The organism is Streptomyces albidicamelliae (assembly GCF_025642175.1).
Taxonomy (GTDB): Bacteria; Actinomycetota; Actinomycetes; order Streptomycetales; family Streptomycetaceae; genus Streptomyces; species Streptomyces albidocamelliae.
Window position 1 is genome coordinate 5401636 of sequence record NZ_CP106795.1, and the last position, 13569, is coordinate 5415204.

Below are 13569 nucleotides of genomic sequence, written 5' to 3' on the forward strand. Positions count from 1 at the left end.
CCGTCCCCGTTGGATAGTTGGTTTATGCATACAGTAAGTTAGCCACCCTAATAAATGCAAGTTACATCTATATGGGCCGGGGTCGTCCTTCCGTCCGGACGGGTGATCGTCCTTGACGTGGGCGGGCCGGGGTAGGACCGTGGAGCCCTATGAGGGGCGAACCCAGTTGCCCGAGGTGCGGTGGCCGGGTCAGGGCTCCCGGTCTCTTCGCCGATACGTGGCAGTGCGATGTGCACGGCGCGGTGTATCCGCTGCAGCCCGTGATCCCGCCCAGCGTCGAGGCCCTGAACGTCGTGGTGCACCGCACGCAGGTGCCGGTGTGGATGCCCTGGCCGCTGCCGGTCGGCTGGCTGTTCACCGGCGTGGGCTACGCGGGCGACGACCGCAGCGGCGGCCGCGCGACCGCCGTCGCGTGCTCGGGTCCCGGCCCGCTCGGCGGCCCCGGCGAGCTGATCCTCGTCGCCGAGGAACTGGGCGTCGGTCTCGGCGCGCGCTACGCGGGCATCGACGGACCGGACCCGGGGTCGTACATGAACGTGGAGAAGCCGCCCCAGGCCAAGGTCCTGGCCGCCGGCCGCCCGACCCCGCTCTGGCACGTCTACCGCACCCCCGACGACCGCGCCGTCTTCGCGGGCGAGGCGCTCGGCATGTGGTTGTGGGCGGTGATGTGGCCCGAGCAGGCCGGGCTGCTCATGTACGACGAGCTGGTGCTGACCGACCTGCGGGACGCGGGCGCGGAGCTGGACCTGGTGCCGTGCGGGGCGTTGTCGCCGCGCCTGCTCCGGCCGTAGCGCCCCGGGGCGACGGGCCGGGCGGTCCGGCGGCGGGCGTCCCGTGGCCGCTCGCGCGGTTCCCCGCGCCCGAGGGGGTTTCGGTAGGGGGCGCCGGGCGGTTGCGGGTGTGACAGGAGGGCGCGAAAACACCGCTATCCTTAGGTGTCCCTGCCGTCCCGTCCCCCGTCTGGAGTCACCGTGCGCGTCGATCTGCACTGTCACTCCACGGCCTCCGACGGTACGGACACGCCGGCCGAGCTGGTGCGCAACGCGGCCGCCGCCGGACTGGACGTCGTCGCGCTGACCGACCACGACACCACCCGCGGGTACGGCGAGGCGATCGCCGCGCTGCCCGCGGGGCTCACCCTGGTCACCGGCGCCGAGCTGTCGTGCCGGATCGACGGCGTCTCGATGCACCTGCTGGCCTACCTCTTCGACCCCGAGGAGCCCGCCCTGCTCGCCGAGCGCGAGCTGGTCCGGGACGACCGGGTGCCGCGGGCCCAGGGCATGGTCGCCCGGCTGAACGCGCTGGGTGTGCCCGTCACCTGGGAGCAGGTCGAGCGGATCGCCGCCGGCGGTTCCGTGGGGCGCCCGCACGTCGCCACCGCCCTGGTGGAGCTGGGCGTCGTGCCCACGGTGAGCGACGCGTTCACCGAGGAGTGGCTCGCCGACGGCGGCCGGGCCTACGTGCCGAAGCACGAGACCGACCCCTTCGAGGCGATCCGGCTGGTCAAGGGCGCGGGCGGGGTCACCGTCTTCGCGCACCCGGCCGCCGTCAAGCGCGGTCGTACGGTCCCCGAGACCGCGATCGCCGAGATGGCCGCCGCGGGACTCGACGGCATCGAGGTCGATCACATGGACCACGACGCCGACGCCCGGACCCGGCTGCGGGCCCTCGCCGACGAGCTGGGCCTGCTGGTCACGGGCTCCTCGGACTACCACGGCAGCCGCAAGACGGTGTCGCTCGGCGCCTGCACGACCGACCCCGAGGTCTACGGGGAGATCACCCGGCGCGCGACCGGCGCGTTCCCGGTCCCGGGAACCGGCGGAATCTGACCGCCCGGCGCCCGCGATCCGGCGCCACCCTCGTCACCCTTCCCCAGTACGCCCGTAGTACGGCCGCCGTGCCCGCCTGTCCGCCCCGCCGGACGGGCGCCGCCGGCGGTGGCTCTCTCCTGCAAGGCACACCATGTTCGACATCGCCGTCTTCGGCTCCCTGTTCCTGACCCTCTTCGTCATCATGGATCCCCCCGGGATCACCCCGATCTTCCTCGCCCTGACCGCCGGCCGTCCGGCCAAGGTGCAGAAGCGCATGGCCTTCCAGGCGGTGTGCGTGGCGCTCGGTGTCATCGCCACGTTCGGTGTCCTGGGCCACCAGATCCTCGACTACCTGCACGTCTCCGTCCCCGCGCTGATGATCGCGGGCGGTCTGCTGCTCCTGCTGATCGCGCTGGACCTGCTCACCGGCAAGACCGACGAGCCGAAGCAGACCAAGGACGTGAACGTGGCCCTCGTACCGCTGGGCATGCCGCTGCTCGCGGGCCCCGGCGCCATCGTGTCCGTGATCCTGGCCGTGCAGAAGGCCGGCAGTGTGGCCACGCAGGTCTCGGTGTGGTCCGCGATCCTCGCGATCCACGTCGTGCTGTGGCTGGTGATGCGTTACTCGCTGCTGATCATCCGGGTCATCAAGGACGGCGGCGTCGTCCTGGTGACCCGGCTCGCGGGCATGATGCTCTCCGCGATCGCGGTGCAGCAGATCATCAACGGGATCACTCAGGTCATCCGGGGGAGCTGACCCTTCGCCGGTTCGGCTCCCCCGGAAAGCTTGAGTGGCCGTGCCCGCTACGAGGCCGGGGTCTCGGCCGGGCGGATCCAGAGGCGCTGTCCTACGGCGGCGGCCTGCTGAACGATCCGGTTGACGGAGGCGGCGTCCACGACCGTGCTGTCCACGGTGGTCCCGTCGACGTGGTCGAGTCGCATGATTTCGAAGCGCATGGGCTTCTCCCTTCGTCTGGTCATCCTCCTGCGGAGAACTACTCGTGAGCACCGGATGGGTATCCGGTGTCGTACGTAGTCAACGTGCTTCTTGTTACAAACATTCCCTACGCTAAAGAAATTTTTCGAACGCCTAATTACCGACCGGTAAGCGATCTCGGGGGACCGACCGGGACCGGTTGTGTTCGCAGCGTGACCAACGGGACAATGGAGGCGATGAACGACGAACTGGCGGCCCTGGGCGCCCGCATCGACCGCACGAACGAGCTGTTGCAGCGCATGCTCGCCGAGGTGGCGAAGACGCCCTCGACCCACGCGATCTTCGTCGACGCGGGCTATCTGTACGCGGCCGCCGGGCGGCTGGTCGCCGGGACCGAGGACCGCCGGGCCTTCGACCTCGATGCCGAGGGGCTGATCGACGCGCTGATCGACCGCGCCCGCACGATCTTCGCGGACAGCCGGCTGCTGCGCGTGTACTGGTACGACGGCGCCCGCCGCCGCATCCACACCGCCGAGCAGCAGTCCATCGCCGAACTCCCCGACGTCAAGGTCCGCCTCGGCAACCTCAACGCCAACAACCAGCAGAAGGGCGTCGACTCCCTGATCCGCTCCGACCTGGAGTCCCTTGCCCGGCACCGCGCGATCAGCGACGCGGCCCTGCTCGGCGGCGACGAGGACCTGGTGTCGGCGGTCGAGGCGGCCCAGGGGTACGGCGCCCGCGTCCACCTCTGGGGCATCGAGGCGCCCGAGGGCCGCAACCAGGCCGAGCCGCTGCTCTGGGAGGTGGACAGCCAGCGCACCCTCGACCTGGAGTTCTTCAAGCCGTACGTCACCCGGCGCACGGCCGCCGCCTACGAGGCCACCGCCGGTACCCGCCCCACCCGCGAGGCCGTCCGCTTCGTCGGCGCCCAGATCGCCGCCAAGTGGCTGGCCTCCCGGGGCCGCGAGGCACTGGTCGAACTGCTCCCCGGCCACCCCTACCTGCCGGGCTCCGTCGACCAGGACCTGCTGGTCGAGGCCGAGGGCCTGCTCCAGTACTCCCTGCGCGGCCAGGCGGACCTGCGCCGCTCCCTCAGGGACGGATTCTGGGACCACCTCCAGGCGCAGTTCTAGCCCGGCGCGCGGCCGGCTCCGGTCGCACCCGCGGGGTCACACCCCGGCCGGGCCGCCGTCCCAGAAGCCGGCGATCGCCTCGGCGGTGGCGAGCGGGCGGTCGGTGTTGGGGGAGTGCTCGGCCCCCTCGACGACGGTCCGCCGCGCCCGCAGCCGTACCGCCATGTCGTCGAGCAGCGGCAGCGGCCAGGTGTCGTCCTGGGCGCCCGACAGCACGTGGAACGGCAGGGGTACGGCGGCCAGTTCGGCGATCCGGTCCGGCTCCGTGCACAACTGGCGCCCGGTCGCGATGAGTTGGGCGGGCTTGGTGGCCAGCCAGCGGCGCCGCAGGTCGTCCCGTTCGTCGAGGCCGCCGTCGAGCGACGGCGTCTCGGTCTCCTCGGGCGTCTCCATTGCCTGGATCGCGTCCCACACCTCGGCCATGCTCATCACCGCGAGCGCGTCCCGCAGCAGCTTCACCCGCTCCCGCTGGGACGCCGAGATCTGCGCCGGACCGGACGCCATCAGGGTCAGCGACCGGAACGGCGCGTGGTCGAGCAGGACCGCCGCGCGGGAGATCTGCCCGCCGAGCGAGTGCCCCAGCAGATGCACCGGCTGCCCGAGCGCCGCCGCCTGCGCCAGCACGTCCCGCGCCAACTCCTCCTGCGCGTAGGCGGATTCGTCCGTCGCCGGACCGTCCGACTCGTACTGGCCGCGCCCGTCGACGGCCACGGTCCGGTACCCGCGCTCCGCGAGCGGGACGTGCAGCGGGTTGAAGTCCTCCTTGCTGCCGGTGAACCCCGGCAGCAGCAGCGCGACTCCCCGGGGCTCGACACCGGCGGCCACGGGCGCGTCGACGACGGCGAACTCACCGCGTGCCGTCCGCAGCGGGTACGCACGGGCGCCGGGGGGCGGGACGAAGGTCGCGGGCCTGCTCATGAGGAGCAGGCTATCGGGCGCGGACGGGACCCGCGCAGGGTGCGCGGGCGTACGGAAGCGCGCGGAGAACGCCGATGGCCCGGCCCACGGAAGTGGGCCGGGCCATCGGCGGATCGGGTGCACCGGGGTTACGGTGCCGGTCAGGCCTCCGTAGCCTCCACGGCGGCCGTCGCCTTGCGGGTGCGGCGGCGCGGCTTGGCCTCCGGCTCGTCGCTGGCCTGCGCCGGAATCTCCGGAGCGGTCGCGACGGCCTTACGGGTCCGCCGGACCTTCGGAGCGGCGGCCTCGGCCCCGTCGGCCTCCACCACGGCGGCGGCGGTCTTGCGGGTGCGGCGCGGCTTGGCGGCCGGGGTCTCCTCCGTGGCCGGGGCCTCGGCGGTCGCGGCGGCCTTGCGGGTGCGGCGCGGCTTGGCCTCGGTGCCTTCCGCGGTGTCCACGGCGGCCTCGGCGGTCGCGGCGGTCTTGCGGGTGCGGCGCGGCTTGGCCTCAGCCTCGGCCTCGGGCGCGTCCGGGGTGGCCGCGGTGGCGGTCTTCCGGGTGCGGCGCGGCTTGGCCTCGGTGCCTTCCGCGGTGTCCACGGCGACCTCGGCGGCGGCGGCGGTCTTGCGGGTGCGGCGCGGCTTGGCCTCAGCCTCGGCCTCGGCCTCGGGCGCGTCCGGGGTGGCCGCGGTGGCGGTCTTCCGGGTGCGGCGCGGCTTGGCCTCGGTGCCTTCCGCGGTGTCCACGGCGACCTCGGCGGCGGCGGCGGTCTTGCGGGTGCGGCGCGGCTTGGCGGCCGGGGTCTCCTCCGCGGCCGGGGCCTCGGTGGCGGCGGCCTCCGTGACCGGCTCCGCGGTCTTGCGGGTGCGGCGGCGCGGCTTGGCCTCCGTGCCCTCCGCCGTGTCGACGGCGGTCTCGGCGGCGGCGGCCGCCTTGCGGGTACGGCGGCGCGGTGCGGCCTCCTCGGCCGGAGCGGCCTCGGGCGCGGTCTCGACGACCGGCTCGGACACCGGGCCGACCGCGACCGTCGGCTCCACCGCGGTCTCGGTCGCCGGCTGCTCCGCGGTCCTGCGGGTGCGACGGCGGCGCGGCTTCTCCGCGGCGGCCGGCTCGGCCGGAGCCTCTACCGTGTCCACCGCCTCGACGGCTGCCTCGTCGGCCGTGACCGTCGCGGCGGCCGGCAGGGCCTCCCCGGGCGCTCCGCCGCGGGTACGGCGACGACGGCGCGGCGTACGGGCCGCCTGCGCGTCCTCGGTGCCGGCGGTGGCGGACTCGACGGACGGTGCCGGTGCCGACGTTGCGGTGGCTTCCGCCGGGGCGCCCCCGCGGGTACGGCGGCGACGGCGCGGCGTACGGGCCGGACGCTCACGCTCGGCCGTCTCCACCCGGTCGCGGCCGCCACGGCCGCCCCGGTCGCCACGACCGCCGCGAGCGCCACGCCCGCCGGTCTCGCCCAGGTCCTCGAGCTCCTCCGCGCCCAGACCCGCACGGGTCCGCTCCGAGCGCGGCAGTATGCCCTTCGTGCCCGTGGGGATGCCGAGGTCGGAGAACAGGTGCGGGGAGCTGGAGTACGTCTCCGCCGGGTCGTTGAAGTCCAGCTCCAGCGCCTTGTTGATCAGCTGCCAGCGCGGGATGTCGTCCCAGTCGACGAACGTGATCGCCGTACCCTTGGCGCCCGCCCGGCCGGTGCGGCCGACGCGGTGCAGGTACGTCTTCTCGTCCTCGGGGGACTGGTAGTTGATGACGTGGGTCACGCCCTCGACGTCGATGCCGCGCGCGGCGACGTCGGTGCAGACGAGGACGTCGACCTTGCCGTTGCGGAAGGCGCGCAGCGCCTGCTCGCGGGCGCCCTGGCCGAGGTCGCCGTGGACGGCGCCGGAGGCGAAGCCGCGGCGCTGGAGCTGCTCGGCGATGTCGGCGGCGGTGCGCTTGGTGCGGCAGAAGATCATCGCCAGTCCGCGGCCCTCGGCCTGCAGGATGCGGGCGACCATCTCCGGCTTGTCCATGGAGTGCGCGCGGTAGACGAACTGCTTGATGTTCGCGACCGTCACGCCCTCGTCGTCCGGCGCGGTGGCGCGGATGTGCGTGGGCTGCGACATGTACCGGCGGGCGAGGCCGATGACCGCGCCCGGCATGGTGGCCGAGAACAGCATGGTCTGGCGCCTGGCCGGCAGCAGGTTGATGATCTTCTCGACGTCGGGCAGGAAGCCCAGGTCGAGCATCTCGTCGGCCTCGTCGAGGACCAGGCTCTTGATGTGGTTGAGGTTCAGCTTCTTCTGGCCCGCGAGGTCCAGCAGCCGACCCGGGGTGCCGACGACGACGTCGACGCCCTTCTTCAGGGCCTCGACCTGCGGCTCGTACGCCCGGCCGCCGTAGATCGCCAGCACGCGCACGTTACGGACCTTGCCGGCCGTGAGCAGGTCGTTGGTGACCTGGGTGCACAGCTCGCGCGTCGGCACGACGACGAGCGCCTGCGGGGCGTCGGTGAGGGCTTCGGGGGTGGCGCGTCCGGCCTCGACGTCGGCGGGGACGGTGACGCGCTCCAGGAGCGGGAGACCGAAGCCCAGCGTCTTGCCGGTGCCGGTCTTCGCCTGGCCGATGACGTCCGTGCCCGAAAGGGCGACGGGGAGCGTCATCTCCTGGATGGGGAAGGGGTTGATGATGCCGACGGCCTCCAGGGCCTCGGCCGTCTCGGGCAGGATCCCGAGGTCTCGAAACGTCGTAGTCAGGGCTATGCCTCTTCTGTGTGGCGCGGTGCGAGGCGAGCGCGGGGGTCTTTGACGGACCGTGCCGGGGACGTCGGCTGCCATACGGGCGAACCACTCGGGCCAGCCGTAAAGCACGGGACCTCTGCCGACGCTCTAGCGCTCGTACCGCTGAGGGTGTCCCTTCCGGTCGTCGTACGTAATGAGCAGTACGGCCGGAGAGGGCTGTCGGGTCGGAGCCGATCGGGCCACCGACCGGGCATCCTCATGCGTGCGCCCTGTCCGGACACGTCGACCATCGTCGACGCACTCAGCAGGCGCATTACCACCATACCCCGGAATCGCGCACATGTGATGGCCGAATTGGTCACGTAGTCGTCGTCACAGTGGTTGACCAGGGGCTTCCCGGAGGCGCCGAGCGGGCTATTGTGCGCCTCATGACTAGCTCTGACAAGCCTGAGAACGCGTCCGCCGCCTCCGCCGAACCGACCGGTGTCGCCGCCCAGGACTGGGCGCAGGCCTCCGCCGACCCGCAGTACCGCGCCGCTGTCGTGGACCTGCTCGGCGCGCTCGCGTACGGGGAGCTGGCGGCGTTCGAGCGCCTCGCGGAGGACGCCAAGCTGGCGCCGACCCTCGCGGACAAGGCGGAGCTGGCGAAGATGGCGTCGGCGGAGTTCCACCACTTCGAGCGGCTGCGGGACCGGCTGACCGAGATCGGCGAGGAGCCGACGGCCGCCATGGACCCGTTCGTCGCCGCGCTGGACGGCTTCCACAAGCAGACGGCGCCCTCGGACTGGCTGGAGGGCCTGGTCAAGGCGTACGTGGGGGACTCGATCGCGAGCGACTTCTACCGCGAGGTGGCGGCCCGTCTCGACTCCGACAGCCGTGAGCTGGTGCTCGCCGTACTGGACGACACCGGGCACGCCGAGTTCGCGGTGGAGAAGGTCCGTGCCGCGATCGACGCCGACCCGCGGGTGGGCGGCCGGCTGGCGCTGTGGGCGCGGCGGCTGATGGGCGAGGCGCTGTCGCAGTCGCAGCGGGTCGTCGCCGACCGGGACGCGCTGTCCACGATGCTCGTCGGGGGCGTGGCGGACGGGTTCGACCTCGCGGAGGTCGGGCGGATGTTCTCGCGGATCACGGAGGCGCACACGAAGCGGATGGCTGCGCTGGGCCTCGCGGCCTGAGTGCCGGTGCGCTCCGTGGGGGGTGGCTCGCGGGGTGGTGTGCGGCTGCGGGTCGTTCGTGGCTCGTCGCGCAGTTCCCCGCGCCCCTGACGGGGCGCTGCGCCGCGGTCACGCCGGGGCTGATCGTCGGCGTAGGCGGCGGGTCGTGGGGCGGAGGAGCAGGGAGAGGGACGCCGCCGAGACGACGACGGCCCCGATGAGGCTCGGCAGGGAGCTGCCGGGGCCCAGGGCGCTGTGGGTGACGAAGTCACCGAAGAGCGCCCCGGCGATGCCCGTGGTGAAGATCAGCGGGCGGGCCGGCAGCCGGTGCGACAGGCGGCGGGCCGCCGCCCACGCGAGGACGAGACCGAGCACTGCGGATCCGAGTGCTTCCAGGATCATCTCGGGGTCCCTCCCACGGCGGTTCCGGGCTTGACGGTGTCGTAGCCCGTCCTACCCGTGACCTGCGGAATGCAATCCACCGCTATGGACGAGTTGTGCTCCGTCCGTGCGGGCACCGCACAGCGAAGGGCCCGGCGGCCGTCAGCCGCCGGGCCCCTGCCCGAACCTCTGCCTAGAGCGTGCCGAAGCCCACCTTGCGCACGGCCGGCTCGCCGATCTCCACGTACGCCAGGCGTTCCGTCGGGACCAGGATCTTGCGGCCCTTCTCGTCCTGGAGGCTCAGGAGCTGGGTCTTGCCGGCCAGCGCATCGGTCACCACGCGCTCGACCTCCTCGACGCTCTGACCGCTCTCCAGAACGATCTCGCGGGGCGCGTGCTGCACGCCGATCTTGACCTCCACGGCTATGTCCCTCCGACGGTCAGTGATGTGCGCGATCTTCCGCGCCGTACGCTGCACACATTAGCCCGGTGAGGGGACGTACACGCTGCCGGACGGAACGCCATCAGCGAACAGTCCGGCCGGCGGGCGGTCCTCAGTGGTGTTCGATGCCGTGCAGCGGGAAGCCGGCGATGCCCCGCCAGGCCAGCGAGGTGAGCAGCTGCACCGCCTGGTCGCGCGGGACGCTGCGGTCGCTGTGCAGCCAGGAGCGGGCCACCACCTGGGCGAGACCGCCGAGGCCGGAGGCGAGCAGCATCGACTCCGCGCGCGACAGACCCGTGTCCTCGGCGATGACCTCGCAGATCGCCTCGGCGCACTCGACGGTGACCTTGTCGACGCGCTCGCGCACCGCCGGCTCGTTCGTCAGGTCCGACTCGAAGACCAGCCGGAAGGCGCCGCCGTCGTCCTCGACGTACGCGAAGTAGGCGTCCATGGTCGCCCGCACGCGCTGCTTGTTGTCGGACGTCGAGGCGAGCGCGCCGCGCACCGCCTGGATCAGCGACTCGCAGTGCTGGTCCAGCAGGGCGAGGTAGAGGTCGAGCTTGCCGGGAAAGTGCTGGTAGAGCACCGGCTTGCTGACGCCGGCCCGCTCGGCGATGTCGTCCATCGCCGCCGCGTGGTACCCCTGCGCGACGAAAACCTCCTGGGCGGCGCCCAGCAGCTGGTTCCGCCGGGCGCGGCGCGGCAGACGGGTGCCGCGCGGGCGTGCCGCCTCAGTTTGCTCGATGGCTGTCACGCCGCCTCCCAATGTCGTCCACATGCGGTGTAGACCGCGCGGCCATCGTACTTTTCGGTAACCGTGCTGTGCGCGGTGCGAGCGCAGAATTTCACGTACCGGACGGCCGCGAAAGCCGCGGAGCGCTTCTCCCGGGACCCGCAGTGGTCCCGGGTGTCCCGCGAGGTCAGCGGTAGTCGTCCTCGTCGAGTGAGACGACGCGCGCCTGTTCGACCAGGTCGGCCACGTTCGCGCGGTCCGGGTCCACGCCCGTCAGGGGGTCGTCGCGGTTCGGCGCGAGGTCCGCGTGCTGCTCGGCAGCGTCCACCTCGGGCGCCTCGACGTCCGTCTCCTGGTCCGGCTCGGGCTCCAGGTCCTCGATGGCGTCGGGCTCGGTGGGGTCATAGGTCATGGTGGGCTCCCTTCCTACGAACGTCCCTGGAAGCGGCAGGGGCCACAGCGGGTGCCCTCTGTACGAGCCTAGGAGACAGCCGATCCGGACGCCATGCCGTCAGGCCCCTTCGCGCGGCGGGTCCGGCGATCTTCCAGGGGGTCCGCCGTCCCGTTCGGGCATGCGCCGTCGGGTTCACCTTTCGGCGGCGGTTCACGCTGTGACGGCCGCCACACCTGCCTCGGCGTGATCACCTCGTAACATTGCCCGCATGTCTTCGACCGAGTCGCCTTCCGTGTCGGCCGCCAGTGTGCTCCCTCGGGTGGCACCCGTCCGGGTCGGCGAGGGCGAGCGGCTGCGGTGCGTGAACCTGCCCGGAATCACCCTGTCGGTCCGTTCCCGGCCGCCCGTCCGCGAGGGGCTGCCGCCCGCGCTGTACGTCCACGGGCTCGGCGGTTCCTCGCAGAACTGGTCGGCGCTGATGGCCGAGCTGGACGGGGTCGTCGACGGCGAGGCCGTCGACCTGCCCGGCTTCGGCGACTCCCCGCCACCGGACGACGGCGACTACTCGGTCACCGGGCACGCGCGCGCGGTGATCCGCCATCTCGACGCGTCCGGACGCGGCCCGGTCCACCTCTTCGGCAACTCCCTCGGCGGCGCGGTCGCCACGCGCGTGGCCGCCGTGCGCCCCGACCTCGTCCGCACGCTCACCCTCGTCTCGCCCGCCCTGCCGGAGCTGCGCATCCAGCGCGGCGCTGTGCCCACGGGGCTGCTCGGTGTGCCCGGTGTGGCCGCGCTGTTCACCCGGATCACCAGGAAGTGGACGGCCGAGCAGCGGGTGCGCGGGGTCACCGCCCTCTGTTACGGCGATCCCGGCCGGGTCTCGGCCGAAGCCTTCCAGCACGCCGTCGAGGAGCTGGAGCGGCGCCTGCAGCTGCCGTACTTCTGGGACGCGATGGCACGCTCCGCGCGTGGCATCGTCAACGCCTACACGCTCGGCGGCCAGCACGGGCTGTGGCGCCAGGCCGAGCGGGTCCTCGCCCCGACCCTGCTGATCTACGGCGGCCGCGACCAGCTGGTCGGCTTCCGGATGGCCGGCAAGGCCGCCCGCTCCTTCCGCGACTCCCGCCTGCTGTCCCTGCCGGACGCCGGGCACGTGGCGATGATGGAGTACCCGGACGTGGTGGCCGGAGCGTTCCGTGAACTCCTCGCCCAGGCAGGGGAGTCGGGCACAATCGACGCCGAGGGGTCCACGGGCGGCGGCCGGCGCGCCACCGCAGCGGGCACGGAGAGCTGAGGGCAGGGGTGGGACGTCACAGCCGGCGCGGGCCGGCACCGAAGGACGATTCCGCGGCCATAGCGGCCCGGCTGGCCGAGGAGCGGGACGCGCGCTCGGGCGACCGCCGGGACCCGCCGGGCCGGCTGGGCGGCGAGGGCCCGGCGGCGACGCAGTACCCGGACGGTGCCGTCCAGGGACCGGGTCGGCCTCCCCGCGCTCCCGGCGCCGTGGGGCTCCCGCGCGCCGCGTTCCCGGGCGCGGCCGGGTTCTCCGACGGCACTCCCGCGCGCGGTGTGCCGCGTCCGGCCGACGGGACGCCCGCGCAGGGGGTCCCCCGCTTCGCCGTGGGCGGTCCCGCGCGCGGTGTGCCGGGCCCGGGCCTTCCGGGCGCCACCCCCGCGCGCGGGGTGCCGCGTTTCCCGGACGGCACTCCCGCCCACGGCATGCCCCGTCTGCCCGACGGGACCCCCGCGCACGGGGTGCCGAGGGCCGCCGACGGTGCTTCCGCGCAGGGCGCGGCCCGGGGACGCGGGGGCGGCTCGGTCCGCGGGGCGCATCCCGAGCAGCGTGAGGCCGGCGGGGGCTGGGGAGAGGTCGGCGGGCCGCCCGGCGGCGGTGCCGGACCCGGTGTCGTGCTTCCCCGGCAGCGGCAGGCGGGGCCGGGCGGTCCGGGGCGGCGCCGCGGACCCCGGCAGGACTATCTCGAGGCGTTCGAGGGCGCGGGCGACGGCACCGAGGACGTCGACCTCTTCGCGCCCCGGCCGGGCCGGAACCCCGTACTGAGGAGAGGCCGGCCGCGGGCGAGCGGCAGGATTCGGAGACGCAGGCATCCGGCGCCCCGGCCGCGGACGGCGTCGTGGTGCCCGCGCAGCGCGGCGGCAAGGGGCGCGCCTTCGCCGGTATCGCGGCGGCGGCCGTCACCACCGTGCTCGCCGTGATCGTCGCCGGACAGGTGACCGGTGCGCAGGACGGGGGCACGGCGGAGGCGCAGCCCGCCACGGACACCGGTCAGGCCCGGGACGCCCGGGAACCCGGCGCGTCGAGTGCCTCCGCGTCGCCGGAGACGGTGACGCTCACGTACGACGAGAAGATGGGCCGGAAGTACCCCCTCGGCGTCGCGTTGAAGGGCCCGGGGAAGTTCGACGCCGTGCCCGGGTCCGCGAAGGCGCCGGGCAAGGGCCAGAAGTACCGGTACCGCGTGGACATCGAGCAGGGGCTGGGCCTGGACGGCGAGCTGTTCGCCGAAGCCGTCCAAAAGACCCTCAACGACCAGCGGAGTTGGGCCCACGGCGGGGCCCGTACCTTCGAGCGCGTCTCCTCCGGCAAGCCCGACTTCGTGATCACCCTGGCCAGCCCCGGCACCACCGCCGAATGGTGTGCCAAGTCCGATCTCGACACCGCGGAGGAGAACGTCTCCTGCGACTCGGCCGCCACCGAGCGCGTGATGATCAACGCCTACCGATGGGCCCAGGGCAGCAAGACGTACGGGGACAAGATCCACGCGTACCGGCAGATGCTGATCAACCACGAAGTCGGCCACCGCCTCGGACACGGCCATGTGACGTGCCGGAAGAACGGCGAACTGGCCCCCGTCATGCAGCAGCAGACCAAGTTCCTCGACCACGACGGAATCCACTGCCTGCCCAACCCCTGGCCCTATCCGCGCAGTTGACGAGCTGTGCTTATGTCAGATTGAC

14 protein-coding genes are annotated in these 13569 nt (G+C 73.1%); 7 read left to right on the plus strand and 7 right to left on the minus strand.

Features of this window, described 5'->3' with window-relative positions:
• Positions 1-149 precede the first annotated feature (149 nt).
• From N8I86_RS24820 to N8I86_RS24830, 3 genes are all read left to right on the plus strand, one after another.
• Positions 150-791, plus strand: a complete 642-nt coding sequence (locus tag N8I86_RS24820; protein ID WP_073889288.1) for a DUF6758 family protein — start codon at positions 150-152, stop codon at positions 789-791.
• Positions 792-971: 180 nt separating this feature from the next.
• The gene (locus N8I86_RS24825) at positions 972-1829 is read left to right on the plus strand and encodes a PHP domain-containing protein (protein ID WP_073889290.1); all 858 of its coding nucleotides are present in this window, start codon (positions 972-974) and stop codon (positions 1827-1829) included.
• Between the two features lie 133 nt (positions 1830-1962).
• Positions 1963-2568: a MarC family protein gene (locus N8I86_RS24830; RefSeq protein WP_073889291.1), complete on the plus strand. Its 606-nt coding sequence runs from the start codon at positions 1963-1965 to the stop codon at positions 2566-2568.
• A 47-nt stretch (positions 2569-2615) separates the two neighbouring features.
• Here N8I86_RS24830 and N8I86_RS24835 read toward each other — a convergent pair whose 3' ends face one another.
• Positions 2616-2768, minus strand: coding sequence for a hypothetical protein (locus N8I86_RS24835; protein WP_185091248.1), 153 nt, complete (start codon positions 2766-2768; stop codon positions 2616-2618).
• A gap of 216 nt (positions 2769-2984) precedes the next feature.
• Here N8I86_RS24835 and N8I86_RS24840 point away from each other — a divergent pair, with 216 nt between their 5' ends.
• Positions 2985-3881, plus strand: a complete 897-nt coding sequence (locus tag N8I86_RS24840; protein WP_263280150.1) for an NYN domain-containing protein — start codon at positions 2985-2987, stop codon at positions 3879-3881.
• A 36-nt stretch (positions 3882-3917) separates the two neighbouring features.
• Here N8I86_RS24840 and N8I86_RS24845 read toward each other — a convergent pair whose 3' ends face one another.
• Together N8I86_RS24845 and N8I86_RS24850 are read right to left on the minus strand one after the other, a co-directional pair.
• Positions 3918-4799 (minus strand): alpha/beta fold hydrolase, encoded by an 882-nt coding sequence (locus tag N8I86_RS24845; RefSeq protein WP_263278748.1) that lies wholly within the window; start codon positions 4797-4799, stop codon positions 3918-3920.
• Positions 4800-4939: 140 nt separating this feature from the next.
• Complete coding sequence (locus tag N8I86_RS24850) at positions 4940-7414, minus strand: DEAD/DEAH box helicase (RefSeq protein ID WP_263280151.1); 2475 nt, start codon at positions 7412-7414, stop codon at positions 4940-4942.
• Between the two features lie 506 nt (positions 7415-7920).
• Here N8I86_RS24850 and N8I86_RS24855 point away from each other — a divergent pair.
• Entirely contained in the window at positions 7921-8667 is a 747-nt protein-coding gene (locus N8I86_RS24855) for a ferritin-like fold-containing protein (RefSeq protein WP_073889295.1), read from the plus strand.
• A 108-nt stretch (positions 8668-8775) separates the two neighbouring features.
• On the opposite strand, the gene N8I86_RS24860 is transcribed toward N8I86_RS24855, so the two are convergent.
• The 4 genes from N8I86_RS24860 to N8I86_RS24875 form a co-directional block, all read right to left on the minus strand.
• Positions 8776-9048, minus strand: a complete 273-nt coding sequence (locus N8I86_RS24860; protein WP_073889297.1) for a hypothetical protein — start codon at positions 9046-9048, stop codon at positions 8776-8778.
• A gap of 172 nt (positions 9049-9220) precedes the next feature.
• The gene (locus tag N8I86_RS24865) at positions 9221-9448 is read right to left on the minus strand and encodes a DUF3107 domain-containing protein (RefSeq protein WP_073889298.1); all 228 of its coding nucleotides are present in this window, start codon (positions 9446-9448) and stop codon (positions 9221-9223) included.
• Positions 9449-9581: 133 nt separating this feature from the next.
• Complete coding sequence (locus N8I86_RS24870) at positions 9582-10223, minus strand: TetR/AcrR family transcriptional regulator (RefSeq protein WP_073889300.1); 642 nt, start codon at positions 10221-10223, stop codon at positions 9582-9584.
• 166 nt (positions 10224-10389) lie between these two features.
• On the minus strand, positions 10390-10614 hold the full coding sequence (locus N8I86_RS24875; protein ID WP_263278749.1) for a hypothetical protein: 225 nt from the start codon (positions 10612-10614) through the stop codon (positions 10390-10392).
• 250 nt (positions 10615-10864) lie between these two features.
• Between N8I86_RS24875 and N8I86_RS24880 the strand changes: the two genes are divergently transcribed.
• Both N8I86_RS24880 and N8I86_RS39410 read left to right on the plus strand, forming a co-directional pair.
• Complete coding sequence (locus N8I86_RS24880; protein WP_073889302.1) at positions 10865-11890, plus strand: alpha/beta fold hydrolase; 1026 nt, start codon at positions 10865-10867, stop codon at positions 11888-11890.
• An 838-nt stretch (positions 11891-12728) separates the two neighbouring features.
• A complete protein-coding gene (locus tag N8I86_RS39410; RefSeq protein ID WP_404830829.1) occupies positions 12729-13544 on the plus strand; it encodes a DUF3152 domain-containing protein in 816 nt (271 codons plus the stop codon).
• Positions 13545-13569 lie beyond the last annotated feature (25 nt).

What these genes read in the sequence shown, in the direction of transcription:
- N8I86_RS24820 (WP_073889288.1), top strand. Translation starts at nt 150, where the DNA reads ATGAGGGGCGAACCCAGTTGCCCGAGGTGCGGTGGCCGGGTCAGGGCT.
- N8I86_RS24830 (WP_073889291.1), top strand. Translation starts at nt 1,963, where the DNA reads ATGTTCGACATCGCCGTCTTCGGCTCCCTGTTCCTGACCCTCTTCGTC.
- N8I86_RS24835 (WP_185091248.1), bottom strand. Translation starts at nt 2,768, where the DNA reads ATGCGCTTCGAAATCATGCGACTCGACCACGTCGACGGGACCACCGTG.
- N8I86_RS24840 (WP_263280150.1), top strand. Translation starts at nt 2,985, where the DNA reads ATGAACGACGAACTGGCGGCCCTGGGCGCCCGCATCGACCGCACGAAC.
- N8I86_RS24845 (WP_263278748.1), bottom strand. Translation starts at nt 4,799, where the DNA reads ATGAGCAGGCCCGCGACCTTCGTCCCGCCCCCCGGCGCCCGTGCGTAC.
- N8I86_RS24850 (WP_263280151.1), bottom strand. Translation starts at nt 7,414, where the DNA reads ATGACGCTCCCCGTCGCCCTTTCGGGCACGGACGTCATCGGCCAGGCG.
- N8I86_RS24855 (WP_073889295.1), top strand. Translation starts at nt 7,921, where the DNA reads ATGACTAGCTCTGACAAGCCTGAGAACGCGTCCGCCGCCTCCGCCGAA.
- N8I86_RS24860 (WP_073889297.1), bottom strand. Translation starts at nt 9,048, where the DNA reads ATGATCCTGGAAGCACTCGGATCCGCAGTGCTCGGTCTCGTCCTCGCG.
- N8I86_RS24875 (WP_263278749.1), bottom strand. Translation starts at nt 10,614, where the DNA reads ATGACCTATGACCCCACCGAGCCCGACGCCATCGAGGACCTGGAGCCC.
- N8I86_RS24880 (WP_073889302.1), top strand. Translation starts at nt 10,865, where the DNA reads ATGTCTTCGACCGAGTCGCCTTCCGTGTCGGCCGCCAGTGTGCTCCCT.